Origin of the sequence: Paucibacter sp. Y2R2-4, from assembly GCF_025717535.1 — a bacterium.
Taxonomy (GTDB): domain Bacteria; phylum Pseudomonadota; class Gammaproteobacteria; order Burkholderiales; family Burkholderiaceae_C; genus Paucibacter_A.
The window spans coordinates 1,237,167-1,256,352 of the sequence record NZ_JAJIRO010000001.1 but is presented as its reverse complement, the minus strand read 5'-3'; the positions used below and the strand labels follow the sequence as shown (position 1 = coordinate 1,256,352).

Below are 19,186 nucleotides of genomic sequence, written 5' to 3'. Positions count from 1 at the left end.
GGGCGTGGTCACAGGGCAATGCCCACGCTGAAGTGCAGGCGCCAACGTTGCAGCGCGGTGGCGCGGGCATAGTCCAGGCGCAGCGTGCCCAGCGGGCTGCGGTAGCGCAGGCCCAGGCCTAAGCTGGTGGTGGGCTTGAAGTCCTTCCAGTTGGGCGCGGCTTGGCCGGCGTCGGCAAACACGGCACCTAACAAGTCAGGCAGGCTCGGCATGAAGGCGTGGGCCAGCTCAACGCTGCCGTTCCACAGCACCCGTCCCCCGGTGGGGTTGCCTTGCGCGTCCGTCGGCCCCAAGTCTTCAAAGCCATAGCCGCGCACCGACTCATCGCCGCCGGTACGAAAGCGCAGCTTTTCTGGCAAGCCCACGCTTTGCGCGGCAAAGATCTGGCCCCATTCGGTGCGGGCCGAGCCATACCAGCCGCCCGGCAAGGGGTAGTAACCATAGAGCTTGATCTGGCTGCGACCGAAGTAGCCGTTGTCATAGGTCGAGCTGTCGGCGTAGCCGGCGCCCACCAGCACCGAGGCGGTGTAGCCCTTGGTAGGGCGCAGGGTGTTGTCCACCCGGCGCCAAGTCCATTGCACATTGGCGGAAACCGCGCCGGCATGGGTATCACTGCCGGGCTTGTCTTCAAAAGCGCGCAAGGCTTCCAGGTAATAGGTGCGGTCTTCACGCTCGGTTTCGCGGATGCGGCCCAGACGGGCCCGCACGTTCACCGTGACCGTGTCGTCATGGCTCAGGCGTTCGACAAAAAAGGCGCCCAGATTGCGCTGCATATCGCTGAGGGGATGCGAGCTCAGCTCGATGTCAGCCGAACTTTCTTGGCTGCCGAGCTTGAGCTTGGTGCGCGAGCGCATGTCCAGGCCGAAAGGGTGACGGTTGGTGTAGTCGGCGCCAATGCGTGGACCGGTGGCGGTGTCAAAACCCAAGCTGAGGGTGACCTGTTGGCGCGGCGACTCTTTGACCTGTACATACACAGTGCTGGCCGCCGCATTGCCCGGATTTTCGGCATCGGGGCGAATGTCGACATTGGCCGAGTCGAACAAAGTGGTCTTGAGCAAGCGTTCTTGGAAGTCCAGCATCGTGCGTTCGTTGTACGGATCGCCAGGCTCAAAGCCCGCCAGTCGTTCCACCACGCTGGCCGGCTGATGGTTCAGTCCGGTGATTTGAATCTCACCCAAGCGGAACAGCGGCCCGCTGTCCAGGGTCAAGGCCAATTCCACGGTATTGCTTTCGGCATCGACTTGCGCGGCGGTGTCGCTCCAGCGGGCCAGTGGATAGCCCTGGGTGCGCACCCGGCTCAGCAAGGCCGACTTGGCATTGCCCCAGGCCTCTTGGCTGAAGTTTTCGCCGGGGCCTAAATCCCAATCGCGACGCAGCCGTTCGCGTTGCCGGGTCTTGCGGGCCAGGAATTCCGGGCTGGGCTCTGTTCTCGTCGCCGTCTCGGGGGCGGGTTCCAGCAACTCCCCTGCAAAGTTCAGCTCCACGCCGCTGATCTTGGCCTGTGGGCCCGGCTGCACTTTGACTGTGACGGTGGGGCGTTCCGTGCTGCTGTTGCGGCTGCCTTCCAGGCTCTGTAAATCGCTGCGCTCCACCTCGACCTGGGCATTGAAATAGCCTTCGGTCTCCAGCAAGGCGCGCGCCTGCTGAGGCGCGGCTGCGCTCAGACGGCCAAGCTCTTGAAGGCTCAGGCGCTGATCTTCCGGCGCTCGGCGAAAGCGGGCCAGGTCCAGATGCTCCTCCAACAAGTCTTTCAGTTTGCCTGGGGCCTGCACTTGCAGTGTGTATTCGGCAATCAAACGCGCGCCGCTGGGATTGGCTACCCCACTGGCCTTGGCGGCTTCATCGGGCTTGATCGTTCGCCCGAGCTCTTGCAGCGCACTGCAGCCCGAGAGTGCCAGGCCGGCGCTGATCAGCAAGCAATTGCTCAGGCTTCTCAGCAAAGGGGCTCGCCGCTGCGCCACTTCTTGGCGATGCAAAGTGAAATCCAAACGCTTCATTTGCTCAGCAAACGCATGGCGCCTTCCAGCCCGGCGAGCGACAGCGGGAACATGCGCTGCTGCATCAATTGCTGAATCAGGGCCACGCTTTGGCGGTACTGCCAAACGCCCTGCGGTTCGGGGTTGATCCATGCGTATTTGGGGAAGGCATTGGTGAGCCGCTGCAGCCATTCGGCGCCGGCTTCTTCGTTGTTGTATTCGACGCTGCCGCCGGGCTGCAAGATTTCATAGGGGCTCATGGTCGCATCACCGACGAAGACCAGCTTGTAGTCACGGTTGTATTTGCGAATGATGTCCCAGGTGGCGGTCTTCTCTGCGAAACGGCGGCGGTTGTTTTTCCACACAAAGTCATAGACGCAGTTGTGGAAGTAATAGAACTCCAGGTGTTTGAACTCGCTCTTGGCGGCCGAGAATAACTCTTCAACTCGGTGGATATGCTCGTCCATGGTGCCGCCCACATCCATCAGCAGCAGCACCTTGACCTTGTTGTGGCGCTCCGGCTGCATGCGAATGTCCAAGAAGCCGGCGTTGGCGGCGGTCTTGTGGATGGTGTCGTCCAGGTTCAGCTCCAGCTCCGAGCCTTCGCGCGCAAAGCGGCGCAGGCGGCGCAGCGCAACCTTGATATTGCGGGTGCCCAGCTCCAGCTGGTCGTCATAGTCTTTGTATGCGCGTTGTTCCCAGACCTTGACGGCACTCTTGTTGCGGCTGGCCCCGCCGATACGAATGCCTTGCGGGTTGTAGCCGCTATTGCCAAAAGGACTGGTGCCGCCGGTACCAATCCACTTGTTGCCGCCCTCGTGGCGTTCTTTTTGTTCTTCAAAACGCTTCTTCAGCGTTTCCATCAACTCGTCCCAGCCCATTTTCTCGACCGCCGCTTTTTGCTCCGGCGTGAGCTCCAGCTCCAAATGGCTGCGTAGCCATTCCAGCGGCAGGTCCTGGCTGAAGTCGGTCAACAGCTCTACGCCCTTGAAATAGGCGCCAAAAGCACGGTCGAACTTGTCGAAATGGGCTTCGTCCTTGACCAAGCTGGTGCGGGCCAGGAAATAGAAGTCATCGATGGACGGTGGCCCATCGGCGCCTATCACCCCGGCCTTCAGCCCCTCCAGCAGCGTCAAAAACTCCCGGACCGAGACCGGAAGTTTGGCAGCGCGCAGGGTGTAGAAGAACTTGATCAGCATGACAGCCCGGTCGGGAACAAAGCGGCCTCGCGGGGCCAGTGCAAGGATTATCCACGGGCCTTGGCGCTGCACGATTCAGGCCGGTGCGGTCAAGTCCGAAATGGTGTCGTCAAGGCCGGCTGTTTTCGAAATCAAGCAACTACTGAGCAGAAAACACTCAAGGATCATGAAATTTTGCCGATATGGCGAGTTGCAAGTGCACGCGCACTGCCGACTTTGGAGCCTTCAATGAACGATCGAAACGATGCGGCCTTGAGCGCCGCCCTTGTTTTTAAAGCGGAATTGGGGGCCAAAGGCCTAGGCGGCCGCCGCGCATGCCGCCGGTCCCAAGCACCGAATCGCTTGCGCGATCTGGTGCTTTGCATGAGTGCTTGCTTTGCGGCGGGCATGGTCAGCGCCCAGGCGACTGGTTCGGCTTCGCTGCCCAGTGGCGCCCAAGTCGTGGCCGGTCAGGCGCAGATCAGCCGTGTCGGCAATGTTCTGACGGTGCAGCAAAACAGCGCCTTGCTGGCGACCGATTGGCGCAGCTTCAATATCGGCGCAGGTCATACGGTCAATTTCGTTCAGCCTTCGAGCAGCTCGGTGGCCTTGAATCGCGTCATTGGGAACGAGGTCTCTCGTATCCAGGGTGCCTTGAACGCCAATGGCCAAGTCTTCTTGCTGAACCCCAACGGGGTCTTGTTCACCCCCACAGCGCAAGTCAATGTCGGCGCGCTGGTTGCCAGCACCTTGCAGTTGGATACCCCAGACTTCCTCGCGGGCCGCTATCACTTCAGGGGTAACAGCGGCAACGCCATCATCAATCAAGGGCGGATCAGCGCCGCGCCTGGCGGAGCCGTCGCTCTGATTGCAGCCAAGGTGAGCAATAGCGGCAGCATCGCTGCGCCGGGCGGCCAGGTGCTGGTCGGGGCGGGCTCAAAAGTCGTGCTCGACCTGGGTGGGCCGGTCAAGTTGAAGGTGGATGAAGCGGCCATCGATGCCTTGATCGAGCAAGGCGGGGCAATCAAAGCCGACGGTGGCTTGGTGTATTTGACTGCCAAGGCTGCGGGTCGCCTGGCCAGCACGGTGATCAATCACACCGGGGTCACTGAAGCGCAGACGCTGGCTACCGGCGAAACAGGCCAGATCTACTTGATGGGTGGGATGGAAAAAGACCGCATTCTCGTGGGCGGGCGTCTCGATGCCAGTGCGCCGCAGGGCGGGGCTGGCGGTTTTGTGGAGACCAGCGCGGCGCGGGTTGATTTCCATCAAGGCCGTGTCGTCACAACCTACGCTGCCGCCGGGCGCAGTGGTACTTGGTTGATTGACCCCAATGACTACACGATTGCTGCCAGCGGCGGCAACATCACGGGTAGTCAACTCGGTACCGATCTGGCCAGTGGCAATGTGACGATCTCCACCGCCACCCAGGGGAGCGCGGGTGGCAATGGAGACATCTTTGTCAATGATCCGGTGAGTTGGAGTGCGAACACCACACTCACACTGACCGCTCAAAACAATATCAATGTCAACGCCAACATCAGCTCTTCCAACGCTTCTGCCGGCGGCGTAATTTTCTTGTTTGGCCAAGCTGCAGCGGACGGCGGCAGCAGCGTTTATACCCAGGCCGGTGCCGCCTCGGTCACCGGTTGGTCACAGCAATGGCGCAAGGGCAGCGCCGCCAACGGTCTGCGCTATGCCAGCGTCAACGGCGATCTGTTTCTCGGCAATCAATACATCGAAATCGGCATCAACAAAGCGCTCGGCGGCAAGCTGGGCGCAAGCAATAAACCCAGTCTGTTTTTCGGACGCAAGCCGGGCTTATCGGGCATCGGCATGACCGGCGATGCCGATGGCTTCGGCGTCGGCACCGACCTGCGCATCGACTACTTTCTACCGGGTTCTCCTGAGGAGCGTTTCACCGCCGGTTATGACATTGCTGGCACCGCCACCTCGGGAGCCAACTTCGCCACATCAGCCAATGGGGCAGTCTATCGATTGCTCGGTGTCGGCAGCGATGGTGCAATTGGCACCGAAGTGAGCGCGACCTTGGCTGGCAATTTAAAGGTCACGCAGACGATGAAGCTGGTCTCGGGCCAACGATATTTCACCAATGATGTGGCTTTGGAAAATGTCGGCAGCGCCACCTTGAACAATGTCACCTTCATTCGCAGCTTTGACCCCGACAACACCGTCGACCAGGGCGGCGGCTACACCACCAAGCAATCGATTGACAACACGCGCGCCGCTGGCGACGCCTACAACGTGGTTTCGGCCACCAGTGCCGCGGGTGATGCCTATGCCACCCTGTCCGGCGGCAGCACGGCGAAGATCTTTTATTACTCCAGCAACGCGAACTCCAGCGTCGGCTTTGGATCGCAGTTTTTCGGTGGCACTTTGGCGGGGATGGTGACCCGTGCCGCCTCGCAAGTGAAAGGCAATAACGAGACCGCGGACACGGGCATGGGCATCTTGTTCAAACCCGGAACGCTGGCCCCAGGGGCTAGCTCCAGTTTCAACATCACCACCGGACTGGACAATCGGCCCATCGATGTCGCCGTTGGTGGCATTAGCGCTCCGAGTGTGATCGCCGTCAGTTACACGTTGGCGCCTCTCAGCGTGGTCTACAAAGGCGGGGCATACGATCTGTACAGCTTGTGGGCCCCTGGCGTTGTGTTCGGAAGTGGCTACACCGGCTGGGTCGCAGGGACGGACTACCAGTTCAAACTCGGCGGTTCGGTGGTCTCAGGTCTGGCCAATGCAGGGAGTTACACAGGTCTGTCGGTCGAAGTCCTGAAATCCGGCTACTCCACGGCAGCCTCCGGCAACACGCTGGGCAGCTTGTTGATCAGTCCGGCACCGCTCACGATCAGCGCCAATAATGCCCGCAAGACCTACGATGGCGCCAGCTACAGCGGCGGCGCGGGCGTCAGCTACAGTGGCTTTGTGGGCTCAGAGACGAGCAGTGTGCTCTCGGGCACGCTGGGTTATACCGGGACAAGTCAAGGCGCCATCAACGTGGGTAGCGCCTACACGATTCGGCCGCAAGGCCTGAGCAGCGCGAACTATGCGATTCAATTCCTTGATGGCGCTCTGACCATAGATCCTCGGCCGATCACGGTGACGGCCGATGCCAAGAGCAAGGTTTATGGCAATGCCGATCCGGTGTTGACGTATGCCGTCACGGTGGGCAATTTGGTCGGCAGCGACAGCCTGTCCGGTGCCTTGACGCGAGCACCCGGCAGCAATGTCGGCAGCTACACCATCGATGCCTCCAGCCTGGCGAATGGCAACTACCTGATCACCGCGCAGAACGGCGTGTTGAGCATCACGCCGCGCCCGATCACGGTCACAGCCGATGCCAAGAGCAAGGTCTATGGCAATGCTGATCCTGCGTTGAGTTATGCCGTTACGGCAGGAAATTTGGTTGGTGACGACAGCTTGTCGGGTGCCTTGACGCGAGCACCCGGCAGCAATGTCGGCAGCTACACCATCGACGCTTCGGCCCTTGCCAATGGCAACTACCTGGTCACCGCGCAAAACGGCGTGTTGAGCATCACACCGCGCCCCATCACGGTGACCGCCGATGCCAAGAGCAAGGTCTATGGCAATGCCGATCCGGCGCTGACTTATGCCGTGACTTCGGGCGATCTGGTCGGCAGCGACAGCTTGTCGGGTGCTTTGACGCGCACCGCCGGCAGCAATGTCGGCAGCTACGCCATCGATGCCTCCAGCCTGGCGAATGGCAACTACCTGATCACCGCGCAAAACGGCGTGTTGAGCATCACGCCGCGCCCGATCACGGTGACCGCTGATGCCAAGAACAAAACCTACGGTGAAGCGGACCCCGCTCTCAGTTATCAAATCAGCAGCGGAAACTTGGTGAGCGGCGACCGCCTCGGTGGGGCGCTCAGCCGGGCCGCCGGCGAGAGTATTGGCAGCCATGCCATCAGCGCCCAAGGCTTGAACAATGGCAACTACGCCATCACTGCAATTGACTCGAGCTTGGTGATTGCGCCGGCGGTCAATGCCAATGTGATTGCGGGCAACACGCCCTCAGCCACCAATGTCATTTCCATGCCTCCGGCGCTGACCGTGCCAAATTTCGGCAACGGCGCGTTCACCATGATCGACGTGCCTGCCGCCCCAACGGGCAGTACTGCCGGGGATTCCAGTGGAACGAGCACCCGCAGTGCTGGCGCTGCGCCTCCATTGCCTGACAACACCGCTTCGATGGGCTCGACGGGCAGCTTGCGAATGCTGGTGGTCGGCGGCGGTATCAAGCTGCCGGAAATCCGTATCACTCCAGCGAACACTCAAGAAGGCGGGAAAGAATAATGAGAAAAGCCATCAAACCTATCAGCAGCATTGCCTCTGAAGACCGAGGCGTGCAACTCCTTCGCTTGGCCAGTTTGGCCTTGATCGCAAGCATGGCCGCTCATGCCGCGCGCGCGCAGACACCGCCTGATGCCGGGCAGCTTTCTCAAGAGCTCAAGCGAGTCCCAGAGCCGCAGCGGCAAGCCCCTAGGCTCACGATGCCGACGCCCCGCAGCGATCTTGTGCTGCCCGGCGGCAGGCAGGTGCTGATCAGCGGTGTACAGATCGCGGGCAACACAGTGATCGACAGCGCCACGCTGGCAACATTGCTTGCCGATGCGCCAGGCAAATCATTTGATTTGGCGGGTCTTCGTGACTTGGCTGATCGAGTCAGCAGCTTCTATCAGCAACGCGGCTTTTTGTTTGCGCGGGCCTATTTGCCGCCCCAAGATGTAAGCGACGGGCTCTTGCGCATCCAGGTTTTGGAAGGGGAGTACGGCCAGATTCGCGTCGTCGCTGCCGACCCCGCGTGGGCCGCCCAGGCCGAGCAATTTCTGAGCGCAATTCAAGTGGGCAGTGTGATTGCCAGCGCTCCCCTTGAGCGCGCCACCTTGATTCTGGGCGACCAACCGGGGCTGCGGGTTACGCCCTTGATGCAACCCGGCAGCAAAGTCGGCAGCGGGGACTTGGAGGTCGAAGTCACGCGAACCCAGGCTTGGGCCCTCAGCCTAGGCGCCGACAACCACGGCAATCGTTATAGCGGTCGCAATCGCCTGCAATTCAATGTCGACTGGAACAGCCCCTTGCGGCTGGGTGACCAGATCAGTCTTCGTACCTTGGTCAGCGATGAGAAGCTGTGGCTGGGCAGCTTGGCCTACAACACGCCGCTGGGCGACAAGGGTTTGCGCGGCACCCTCAGCTATGCCCATACGGACTATCAACTGGGCAAAGAGTTCGCCAGTGCCAATGCCACCGGCACCGCCAAAGTCAGCAATGTGGGCCTGAGCTATCCCTTGCTGCGCTCGAACCAAGCCAATCTGAAGGCCTCTGCGGCATACCAGCACAAACGCCTGCAAGACAACAAGGGCAACATCAGCGAAGGCAAATCCACCGATGCGGCGGTTCTGGGCTTTGACTTTGATCTTCGTGATGGCATGGGTGAAGGCGGGCTTAGCTTTGGCAATGTGACGCTGACCCTGGGCAAGCTCAAGTTCGCTGGTCCACAAATTCCTGTGGACGAAAATCGCACGCTGGGTCGATTCTCGAAAGTCAACTTTGACCTGCTGCGCTTGCAGAATCTCGGCATCGCGGGCCTGAGCTTCTATGGCCGTGTCAGCGCTCAAATGAGTGACAAGAATCTTGACTCCAGCGAGCGCATCACCTTGGGTGGCGCCAGCGGCGTGCGCAGCTACCCGAATGGCGAAGCCACCGGTGATCAAGGTTGGATGACGCAAATGGAACTGCGCTACGCATTGGGCAGCGTGGTGCCCTATGTGCTGTATGACGCCGGCAAGGTCCAGATCAACAAGACGCCGACGCCGCAAACCGCATCCAACAGCCGCATGCTCAGCGGTGCCGGTCTGGGTGTCAGGGCGCAATTCCAAGGGTTTGAGTTGGACGCCAGCTTGGCTTGGCGTGGCCATGGCGGAACGCCACAGGCCGACACCAGTTCGAACAAACAGCCGCAGGCTTGGATCGGAGTGAACTACCGCATCTGAGCTCGCGGCCTCGCGAGTGGCAAAGGCGCTCCAACGAGGCTCTGCGGCATGCGCTTGCGCGGCAGCCCAGTGAACTCTGGGTTGCATTGGCAGCTTCTGAGCGCGAGGCCGCGCGCCGGCCCATCGGTTTTGATTCCCCGGCGCCGCCACATGCTCTTTCTCTTGTGCCAGACTGCATGCACTGCAAGAAAGGGCGATGCATGAATCCAGAAGTCGAGCAGATGTTGACGGCGCTTTATGGGGCGATGGCCGAAGAGCCCGATCAGCCCGGCCGTTGGCAGGCCCGCCATGCCGATCAGGTCTTGCGCAGCCATTTCCAGCCGATTTACAGCTTTCCGCACCGCCGCCCGGTAGGGTACGAGGCCTTGATCCGGGTCAGCGATGCACAGGGTCAGGCCTTGTCACCGCTGCATGCCTTTGAGCGTGTGGGCAGTTTTGAAGAGCAGGTGCATCTGGACCGTCTGTGTCGTCTATTGCATGTGCATAACTTCGTGGAACAGCGCATACCCGACTGCTGGCTGTTCTTGAATGTGCACCCCGCCGTGTTCGTGCATGCGGCGCGCCATGCGGAGATGCTGACCCAGGCGGTGGAGGTGGTGCAGCAACTGGGCCTGCCGATGAACCGCCTGGTCTTTGAAGTGACCGAAGACGTGATGGCGCAGGATGAAAAGTTCGAACATGCCGTGGAGGCGGCGCGGCGTACCGGTTGTCTGCTGGCGTTGGATGACTTTGGCGCGGGGCACTCCAACTTTGATCGCATCTGGCGCATCAAGCCAGAGATCGTCAAGCTTGACCGCGGCCTCTTGCAGCAAGCCAGCCATTCGCACCGCATGGCGCGGGTGATGACGCATATGGTGTCTTTGCTGCATGAGTGCGGCGCCCTGGTGCTGCTGGAGGGCATCGAGACCCGCGAAGAGGCGCAGCTGGCACTGGATGCCGACATCGATCTGGTGCAAGGCTATGCCTTTGGGCGGCCGCAGGCGGACTTGCGCGCCGCGGGTGAGATCTCGCCCTTGATTGAAGATGTCTGGGAGTTGTTTGATGCCACACATCTGCAAGGGCGGCAACGCTATGAAGAGCGGGTGGCGCCTTACCGAACTGCGATGGCTTTGGCGCTTTTGCCCTTGCAACAAGGGCGCGAACTGCGTGTCGCCTGCGAAGCCTTCTTGCGTTTGCAAGGGGCTCAGCTTTGCTATCTGCTGGATGAACAGGGCCGGGAGTTGGGCCTGCGCGAGTTGCCGGACGGTGTGGTGCAAGCGACCGAAGAGCGCTTTGCTCCGCTGGAACGGGCCGGAGATGCTCGCTGGGCGCGCCGGCCTTATTTCCGCCGCGCGCTGGCCAGCATTGGCGAGGTGCAAGTCACGCGCCCTTACTTGAGCCTGCATGGTGCCCGCCTGTGCATCACCGTTTCGGTGGCGTTTTGGCAGGACGGGCGCTTGCGGGTGCTGTGTGGGGATGCTGATTGGGGGCAAGCCGAGTAGCTCGGCCCGTTTCAGCTCTTTTTGCGCTTGGCTTCTTTGGATCGCCTGGCCTTGGGCTTGTCCGCCTGGGAGTCGTATTTCTTCAGCCAGTCAAAAAACTCGCCATACCAAAGCCGGCTGTTTTGCGGCTTGAGCACCCAATGGTTCTCGTCCGGGAACCACAGCAGGCGCGCATCGACGCCGCGCGCTTTCAAGGTGTTGTAGTAGGCCAGGCCTTGCGCATCCGGCACTCGGAAGTCTTGCGCCCCGTGAATCACCAGCGTTGGCGTGTGCATATGCTGGGCAAAGCTGTGCGGGCTTTGCGCCGCAATCTTGGCAGGGTCGTCCCAATAGTTGGCCCCCAGCTCCTTGGCATGCCAGGTGTAGGCGTCGTCGGCAAACATGGCTTGCCAGTCGTAGCAGCCGGCATGGCAGACATAGGCTTGATAACGCCCTGGCTCGACGTGCCCGTTCATCCAGGCCACCATGAAGCCGCCATAGCTGCCGCCCGTGGCGAAGACGCGTTGTTTGTCAGCCCATGGTTTTTTCAGCAGATAGTCGGTGGCGGCTTCGATGTCTTGCAACTCCAGCTCGCCCCAGCGGTGGGTGATGGAGTCGAGGAAGGCGTGGCCGAAGCTGGAGGAGCCGTGGTAGTTGACGTTGGCCACCACATAGCCCTCGGCGGCGAAGAGCTGTGCGTTCCAGCGCCAATGCCAAACATCGCCCGCGGCCGTGTGCGGGCCGCCGTGGATGACGTGCATCAGTGGATACTTTTTCTTGGCATCGAAGCCGGGCGGCATGCTGAGCCACATCTGCACCGAGTCGCCCTGCGCGCCCTTGAAGAATAGCTCCTCAGCCGCGGGCAGCTCAAAGGCAGCCAGCAACTCATCATTGAAAGTTTCAATGCGCTGCGGCACCTGCTGCTCGTCCAACACCGACAAGCGCGCAGGAAAGCGCACGCTGTCGTGATTGACCACGATCACGCCGGCTGCGGCGGCAAAGCTGGCCGCATGACCGCCTTCAAATTCGATCTGCGCTTGGGGCAGGGCGCCATCAATCGGCAGCGCAAAGCGCCAAAGATGGCGGCGGCCTTTTTCTTCGGCACAAAACAACAGGGACGCATCGTCATCGGCCCATTGCAGCGGCGCGGTCACTTCGCGGTCCCAATGTTCCGAGACCGCGGCCCAACGGCCATGGGTGTCGAGAATGGCCAGCTGCGAGGGCATGGTGTGCTTCAGCCCTTGATGGCTGGCCAGAAAGGCCAGATGCTGGCCCGCATGACTGTAGCGCGGCGCCTGGAAGGTCCAAGCCTGGTCTTGCAACAGGGTGCGGAAAGTCCGGCTCTTCAGCTCGACTTCGGCCAGTGCGAAGTTGTTGCCGACCTTTTTTTCAAGGGCTGGGTCATAGGCGAAGACGATGCGGCGGCCATCGGGCGAGATATCAAAGCTAGTGGCATCGGGGTCGGCCCGGCCCAGCTCGAAATCCGTGCCCTCGAACAAGTCCTGCACCTTGCCGCTGCGCACATCAACAATCAAAAGATGGGCGACGCGTCCCATGGGGATTTGGTGGTCCCAATAGCGGTAGAAGGTCTCGCTGGTGACGTATCCCGTTTCTTTGCGGGCCTTGAAGGCGGCCATGGCCTGAGCCTGCGCCTTATTGCCTTTCAGCTCGGGCCAGACCCAAGAAATGCAGGCGATTCGGCGCCCATCGGGGAACCATTTGAAGGACTCCACGCCGGTGGCGACGTCAACGATGCGTCGAGCCTCGCCGCCGTCCGGGGCAATCAGATAGAGCTGGGCTTCTTCGTCCTTGCGGCCTTCTTGCTCGCGCTTGGCGATGAAGGCGATCTGGTCGCCGGCGGGGCTCCATTGCGGCGCGCCATCTTTATCGCCGGCGCTGGTGAGTCGACGCGGCTCGCCGCCAAAGGTGGACAAAAGATAGAGGCTGGACTGGCTTTTGTTGCTGTCCATCGAATACTGTGTGACGCCGGCCACCACCTGCGCGCCGTCGGGCGACAAGCTAGGGGCGCCAACCCGCAGCATCTGCCACAGGGCTTGCACATCAAACGTCGACTTCTTCGAGGCTTTGTCTTTCGCCATGGTCCGCAGTGCTCCAGGAGTAGGGGTTTGCCAATCAATCAGGCCAGCAGGCGCCGGAACAGCCAGCGCCCTGCGCCGCATCCGAGCACGATCAAAATCAAACCGATGATTTGCGGCATCGCCCAGCCGGGCGTATTGATGCAATCAAAGCCGAGCGCGGCGCCGAGTTGCCAACCGGCCAAGGCGCCCAGCACAAAGCCGGCCGCGTCCGCCAAGCCTTCAAGCGCAGATTTTTTCAATTGCGGTTCCATGCGCCGGGCCTTCAGCGGTTGTGGCGCTGCATTTGCACCAGCTTCTCAAACAGGGTCAGGTCTTGCTCGTTCTTCAGCAAGGCTCCCACCAGGGGCGGCACCGTGACCTTGTCATCCTTGAGCAAAAGCGTTTCGGTTGGAATGTCTTCGGCCACCAGCAGCTTCAGCCAGTCCAGCAATTCCGAAGTGGAGGGCTTCTTCTTCAGGCCGGGCAGGCCGCGCACTTCAAAGAAGGTGCGCAGCGCCGCCGCCAGCAAGTCTTGCTTCAGACCAGGGAAGTGCACATCCACGATGGCTTGCATGGTCTGCGCCTCGGGGAACTTGATGTAGTGGAAGAAGCAGCGGCGCAAAAAGGCGTCGGGCAACTCTTTCTCATTGTTCGAGGTGATGAAGACCAGGGGGCGGTGGCGCGCCTTGACCAGTTGGCGCGTCTCGTAGACATAGAACTCCATGCGGTCGATCTCGCGCAAGAGATCGTTGGGGAATTCAATGTCGGCCTTGTCGATCTCATCGATCAAGAGCACCACCGGGCGATCGGCCTCAAAGGCTTGCCAGAGCACGCCCTTGACGATGTAGTTCTCGATATTGCGCACCTTTTCGGCGCCTTCAATGCCCGAGAGCTGGCTGTCGCGCAGTCGGCTGACCGCGTCATACTCATACAGGCCTTGTTGGGCCTTGGTGGTGGACTTGATATGCCATTGCAACAAAGGCATGCCCAAAGCGCGCGCCACTTCCTCGGCCAGCATGGTCTTGCCAGTGCCGGGTTCGCCCTTGATCAACAAAGGCCTTTGCAGCGTGGCTGCGGCGTTGACGGCCAACATCAGGTCGGGCGTGGCGACGTACTGTTCCGAGCCTTCAAATTTCATGGTTTAGATCAAACTCTAAAAGGTGATGATTCAGTATAAGTGCCCCCCTATAATGCCCGTCGGTACAAGATCAAGACCCCCGGGACCATGAAAAAACTGCTGCAGATCTCGCTCGCCTTGGCCACGCTGTTGGGCGCCGCCGCTACCGTTCAAGCCAAGGAGGCGGCATCGACCGCGCCGGCTGTGCAGACCAAGATTGCCATGTGCATCGGCTGCCACGGCATCCCGGGCTATCAGGCCAGCTTCCCCGAAGTGCACAAGGTGCCGATGATTGCTGGCCAAAACGCCAAGTACATCGCCTCCGCGCTGACGGCTTATGCCAAGGGCGAGCGCAAGCACCCCACCATGCGCGGCATCGCCCTGAGCCTGACCGAGCAGGACATCACCGATATCTCTGCCTTCTACGAAACTCAAGCCGGCGTGCCGCCGGTGGCTGAGACCGTGCCGGCTCCTTCGGCTCAAGTGGCTGAGCTCTTGACCAAAGGCGCTTGCGTATCCTGCCACGGCGCCAACTTCAGCAAGCCGATTGACGGCGCCTACCCCAAGATCGCCGGCCAACACGCCGACTATCTGAATGTGGCCCTGAAGTCGTATCAAACCGAAGGCCAAGCAGTGGTTGGCCGTAGCAACGCCATCATGGCGGGTCAGGTCAAGCAATTCAGCGCTGCTGAATTGAAGGCACTGGCTAAATACTTGGCCTCCTTGCCGAGCGAGTTGCGCACCGTGCCGCAAAACAAGTTCCGTTGATTCGAGTGGGGGCAAGCCCTTCGTTCGAAACAATGAAAAAGAAAACCGCCCTTGAGGCGGTTTTTTTGTGCACTCTGGCACGAAGCACGGGCGATGATCGGGTGATACTTGGACCTGGCCCCTGAGTTGAAGATCTGAGTTTTTGGCGAACAATGCTCAAGAGAATTCCTACTGAACAAGTCGAGCTGGGCATGTATCTCCAGTCGATGGAGGGCTCTTGGCTGTCACATCCATTCTGGAAGACCAAGTTTGTCTTGCGCGATGCGGCAGACTTGGCGGCGCTGAAGAATAGTGGCGTGCCGGCGGTGTGGATCGACGTCAGCAAGGGCGGCGATGTTGCAGCCGAAGCCCCGCCGGCCAGTGCGCCCGCTGAAGCCGTGGCTGCAGCGGCCCCCTCTGAATCAAACGCTGCGCCACAAGTTGCCGCACCGCAGATCGAACTCAAGCCGCCAGTCCCCCCCAAGTTCACACTCCCCATCGAGCGACCCAAGCCGCAGACAAAAGTCAGCCTGAGTGCGGAGATCGAGCATGCCACGCAGCTGATGAACCGCTCGCGTGAACAGGTGATGGCGCTGTTCGGCGAGGCGCGCATGGGCAATTCGGTCAGCGCCGAGCAATGCCTGCCGCTGGTGGAAGAAATCGCCAATTCGGTGTCGCGCAATCCTTCGGCCCTGATCAGTCTGGCCCGGCTCAAGACCAAAGACGATTACACCTATATGCACTCGGTGGCGGTCTGCGCCCTGATGGTGTCCCTGGGCCGTCAGCTGGGTATGGACGAGCAAGAGATGCGTGAAGCCGGCATGGCCGGTCTGCTGCATGACATCGGCAAGATGGCCATGCCGCTGGAGATTTTGAACAAGGCCGGGCAGTTGACTGACGCCGAGTTCAATGTGATCCGTTCGCATCCGGTGCGTGGCTACCAAATCCTGAAGGACAGCGGCGGAGTGCCCGATGCCGCGCTCGATGTCTGCCTGCATCACCATGAAAAAATGGATGGCACCGGCTACCCCAAGCGACTCAAGGGTGAGCAAATCAGCTTGCTGGCACGCATGGGGGCGGTCTGTGATGTCTATGACGCCGTGACTTCGACGCGGCCTTACAAAACCGCCTGGGATCCCGCCGGTTCCATCCAGCGCATGGCGCAGTGGACCGGGCAGTTCGATCCGGTGGTGTTCAAGGCTTTCGTTATGTGTGTGGGCATCTATCCGGTGGGGAGCTTGGTCAAATTGGAGTCCGGCCGTTTGGCGGTGGTGGTCGACCTGAATCAGCAGAACCTGGCGGCTCCGGTGGTGCGGGTGTTTTTCTCGACCCGCTCCAAGCTGCCGATCTCGGTGCAGACCCTGGACCTGTCCGAAGCTTCGGCCGGCGACCGGGTGATCTCGCGTGAGTCCCCGCAAGATTGGGGCTTCACCCATCTGGACGATATCTGGCGCAAGTCTTGATTCAGTTCTGAGCGCGTCCTGAGCCCGCCCTAAGCAATGGGCCGGGCATCCCGGAATGAGCCCTCACAAACAGCGCTTGATCCGGTCTTGCATTGGTCTGGTGCCAAGGGATACTGCGCGGCTCAAGCTCGCCAGAGCTACGGCTTCTCGTCCCTCACATGCTGAAAAAAATACCCACCCAACAAGTCCAGTTGGGCATGTATATCCAGTCCCTGGAAGGGTCGTGGCTGTCGCATCCTTTTTGGAAGACCAAGTTCTTGTTGCAAGAGCAGGGCGATCTGGAGCTCTTGTTGACCAGCGGCGTGGCCATGGTCTGGATCGATTGCAGCAAGGGTGACGATGTGGGCGCGGTCAAGACGGCTGCTGCACCGCTGCCGTTTGAATTGCCCGTGCAGGAGATGGTGGCGACGTCGGCACCTGCCGCCCCGGCCGCGGCCCCTCAAGCCCGCCTCAGCATGGGCGCCGAAGTCGAACGAGCCGCGCAGGTGGTGAACCGTTCTCGTCAGGCGGTCCTGTCCTTGTTTGGCGAGGCCCGCATGGGGCGTGCCGTCGATACCGAGCAGTGTCTGCCCATTGTGGAAGAAGTGGCCGACTCGGTGGCTCGCAACCCCTCCGCCTTGATCAGCCTGGCGCGGCTGAAGACCAAGGACAACTACACCTATATGCACTCGGTGGCGGTCTGTGCCTTGATGGTCTCGCTGGCGCGGCGTCTCGGCCTGGATGAGGCGCAGTCGCGCGAGGCCGGTCTGGCCGGGCTCTTGCACGACATTGGCAAGATGGCCATGCCACAAGACGTGTTGAACAAGCCGGGTCAGCTGAGTGAGTCGGAATTCAATGTGATTCGCACCCACCCAGAGCGTGGTTTCGAGATGCTTAAGCAGGGCGCTGCCGTGCCGGCGGCCGCGCTCGAGGTGTGTTTGCATCATCATGAAAAGATCGACGGCAGCGGCTACCCACATCAACTGCAAGGGGAGCAGATCAGCTTGCTGGCGCGCATGGGGGCGGTCTGTGATGTGTATGACGCCATCACCTCGACACGCCCTTACAAAGCAGCCTGGGACCCGGCGGGTTCCATCCAACGCATGGCGGGCTGGAAAGGGCATTTCGATCCCGCCATCTTCAAGGCCTTTGTGGCCAGCGTCGGCATCTATCCGGTCGGCAGTCTGGTGCGGCTGGAGTCGGGGCGACTGGCGGTGGTGACCGATCTGAACCCGCTCAACCTGGCCGCGCCGGTGGTACGGGTGTTTTATTCGACCCGCTCCAAGATGCCCATCCCGGTGCAGACGCTGGACCTGTCGGCCAGTGGTGCTAAGGACCGAGTGCTCGGGCGCGAGTCGCCGCAGGAATGGGGCTTTCCGCATCTCGAGGACATCTGGCGTCAGGCCTGATGGCACTGGCTTCTCCTCGGCACTCTTGCGCTGAATAGACCCGCCACAGGGTAAGCCCAGGCCCAAGGCCCGAGGCGCATGCCTAAACTCGGCCTCAATCGATTGGAGGGAGTCCGGCCATGGGGATGAGGAAGCGGCAAGAGAATTCGATTCTGCTGGCGGCTGCGCTGTGTTGGGGCTTGATCGCTGTGTCGATGCCGACGCAGGCGCAAACCCTGCGCTGGGCCAGCCAGGGCGATCCGCAGACCATGGACCCACACTCGCAAAACGAGAGCATGACCAATATGGTCAATGGCCAGGTCTATGAGCGTCTGACCCGCCGCGACCGCAATCTCCAAATCGTGCCCGGTCTCGCCAGTGAATGGACTCAGGTTTCGCCCTTGCTGTGGCGCTTCAAGCTGCGGCCCGGCGTCAAGTTCCACGACGGTCAGCCCTTCACGGCAGACGATGTGCTGTTCTCGATCCAGCGCGCTGCGGCGCCGACCTCGCAAATTGCGGTCTACGCCAATGCCGTGGGTACGCCGCGCAAGCTCGACGAGCTCACGGTGGAGTTTCAACTCAGCAGCTATAACCCGATATTTCTACAGCATCTGGACACGCTCTGGATGATGAGCAAGTCTTGGTCCGAGAAACACCGAGTCACTCGCCCCTTGGACTACAAAAACAAGGAAGAGAGCTATACCAGCATGAACGCGAATGGCACCGGGCCCTACATCCTGGTGTCGCGCCAGCCCGGTGTGAAAACCAGCTTCAAGCGCAACCCAGCTTGGTGGAATAAGTTCGAAGGCGATGTGCAGGAGGTGGTGTTCACGCCGATTGGCAATGACGCCACACGCTTGGCGGCCTTGGTGTCAGGGGAAATCGACTTCGTACTCGACCCGGCCCCGCGCGATATTCCCCGGCTGCGCAACACCAGCGGCGTCAAAGTGATCGATGGCCCGGAGAACCGCATCATCTTCATCGGCATGGACCAGCAGCGCGACAAGTTGCTCTACGCCCAGCTGCCAGGGGCCAACGCGGACAAGAACCCCTTCAAGGATGTTCGCGTGCGGCGAGCGCTTTATCAGGCCGTTGATGTGGAGGCCATGCGGGTCAAACTGATGAATGGCCTGAGCCTGCCCACCGGCAGCCCAACACCGTCCGCCGCGGCCAGCTTCAATGACGCAGCGTTGGAAGCGCGCTATCCCTTTGATATCACTGCGGCTCGAAAGCTGATGCAGGAAGCGGGCTATGGGGAGGGCTTTGAAGTCACACTGGACTGTCCCAACAACCGCTACATCAATGACGAAGAAATCTGCCAAGCCTTGGCCGCCATGTGGGCGCAACTCAAAATCAAAGTGCGCGTTTCCGCCATGCCGCGGGTGACTTTCTTTCCCAAGCTGGAGAAATTCGATACCAGTCTATTCCTCTACGGTTGGGGCGGCGCCATCAACGACGCTGAATCCATCATGACCCCGGTTTACCGCAATCGCGGCGAGAAGGGGGTCGGTGCCTACAACTATGGCGGCGTGCATAACGACAAATTCGATGCATTGGCAGCGCAGTCCACGGTGGAGCCCGATGCCAAGAAGCGCGAGCAATTGATCAAGGCCGCACTGACGGAATACAAAGAGCAGTTCCATGTGCTGCCGCTGCATCGCCAGATGATCCCCTGGGCCGCGCGCAGCTCGGTCACCGCGATCAACCGGGCCGATAACTGGCTTGAAATCTCCTGGGTCAAACTGGGCAAGTGAACGAAAGCGCC

The 19,186-nt window shown here is 60.8% G+C and carries 12 protein-coding genes; 7 read left to right on the top strand and 5 right to left on the bottom strand.

Translation table 11 applies throughout. The features are described 5' to 3' along the window. Positions 1–8: 8 nt before the first annotated feature. Together LNV06_RS05430 and LNV06_RS05425 are read right to left on the bottom strand one after the other, a co-directional pair. Positions 9–1,997, bottom strand: a complete 1,989-nt coding sequence (locus LNV06_RS05430; RefSeq protein ID WP_263537192.1) for an autotransporter assembly complex protein TamA — start codon at positions 1,995–1,997, stop codon at positions 9–11. Continuing rightward, complete coding sequence (locus LNV06_RS05425; protein ID WP_263537191.1) at positions 1,994–3,175, bottom strand: vWA domain-containing protein; 1,182 nt, start codon at positions 3,173–3,175, stop codon at positions 1,994–1,996. Before LNV06_RS05425 ends, LNV06_RS05430 begins: the two co-directional genes overlap by 4 nt. 228 nt (positions 3,176–3,403) lie before the next feature. Here LNV06_RS05425 and LNV06_RS05420 point away from each other — a divergent pair, with 228 nt between their 5' ends. The 3 genes from LNV06_RS05420 (at position 3,404) to LNV06_RS05410 (ending at position 10,670) form a co-directional block, all read left to right on the top strand. Then, entirely contained in the window at positions 3,404–7,492 is a 4,089-nt protein-coding gene (locus LNV06_RS05420) for an MBG domain-containing protein (protein ID WP_263537190.1), read from the top strand. Positions 7,493–7,689: 197 nt separating this feature from the next. Continuing rightward, entirely contained in the window at positions 7,690–9,189 is a 1,500-nt protein-coding gene (locus tag LNV06_RS05415; RefSeq protein ID WP_263537189.1) for a ShlB/FhaC/HecB family hemolysin secretion/activation protein, read from the top strand. A 200-nt stretch (positions 9,190–9,389) separates the two neighbouring features. Next, positions 9,390–10,670, top strand: a complete 1,281-nt coding sequence (locus LNV06_RS05410; RefSeq protein WP_263537188.1) for a sensor domain-containing phosphodiesterase — start codon at positions 9,390–9,392, stop codon at positions 10,668–10,670. Between the two features lie 11 nt (positions 10,671–10,681). On the opposite strand, the gene LNV06_RS05405 is transcribed toward LNV06_RS05410, so the two are convergent. From LNV06_RS05405 to LNV06_RS05395, 3 genes are read right to left on the bottom strand one after another with little or no spacing between them, the layout of a single operon-like run. Further along, entirely contained in the window at positions 10,682–12,748 is a 2,067-nt protein-coding gene (locus LNV06_RS05405; RefSeq protein WP_263537187.1) for a S9 family peptidase, read from the bottom strand. Between the two features lie 38 nt (positions 12,749–12,786). Further along, positions 12,787–12,999 carry a hypothetical protein gene (locus LNV06_RS05400; RefSeq protein WP_263537186.1) on the bottom strand — a complete coding sequence of 71 codons (213 nt, stop codon included), beginning with the start codon at positions 12,997–12,999 and terminating at the stop codon, positions 12,787–12,789. An 11-nt stretch (positions 13,000–13,010) separates the two neighbouring features. Then, positions 13,011–13,865 (bottom strand): AAA family ATPase, encoded by an 855-nt coding sequence (locus LNV06_RS05395; RefSeq protein WP_263537185.1) that lies wholly within the window; start codon positions 13,863–13,865, stop codon positions 13,011–13,013. 87 nt (positions 13,866–13,952) lie between these two features. Here LNV06_RS05395 and LNV06_RS05390 point away from each other — a divergent pair, with 87 nt between their 5' ends. From LNV06_RS05390 to LNV06_RS05375, 4 genes are all read left to right on the top strand, one after another. After that, the gene (locus LNV06_RS05390) at positions 13,953–14,612 is read left to right on the top strand and encodes a c-type cytochrome (RefSeq protein WP_263537184.1); all 660 of its coding nucleotides are present in this window, start codon (positions 13,953–13,955) and stop codon (positions 14,610–14,612) included. 152 nt (positions 14,613–14,764) lie between these two features. Then, on the top strand, positions 14,765–16,054 hold the full coding sequence (locus LNV06_RS05385; protein ID WP_263537183.1) for a cyclic di-GMP phosphodiesterase: 1,290 nt from the start codon (positions 14,765–14,767) through the stop codon (positions 16,052–16,054). A gap of 158 nt (positions 16,055–16,212) precedes the next feature. Then, positions 16,213–17,442, top strand: coding sequence for a cyclic di-GMP phosphodiesterase (locus tag LNV06_RS05380; RefSeq protein WP_263537182.1), 1,230 nt, complete (start codon positions 16,213–16,215; stop codon positions 17,440–17,442). A gap of 125 nt (positions 17,443–17,567) precedes the next feature. Further along, positions 17,568–19,175 (top strand): ABC transporter substrate-binding protein, encoded by a 1,608-nt coding sequence (locus LNV06_RS05375; RefSeq protein ID WP_411970074.1) that lies wholly within the window; start codon positions 17,568–17,570, stop codon positions 19,173–19,175. Positions 19,176–19,186 lie beyond the last annotated feature (11 nt).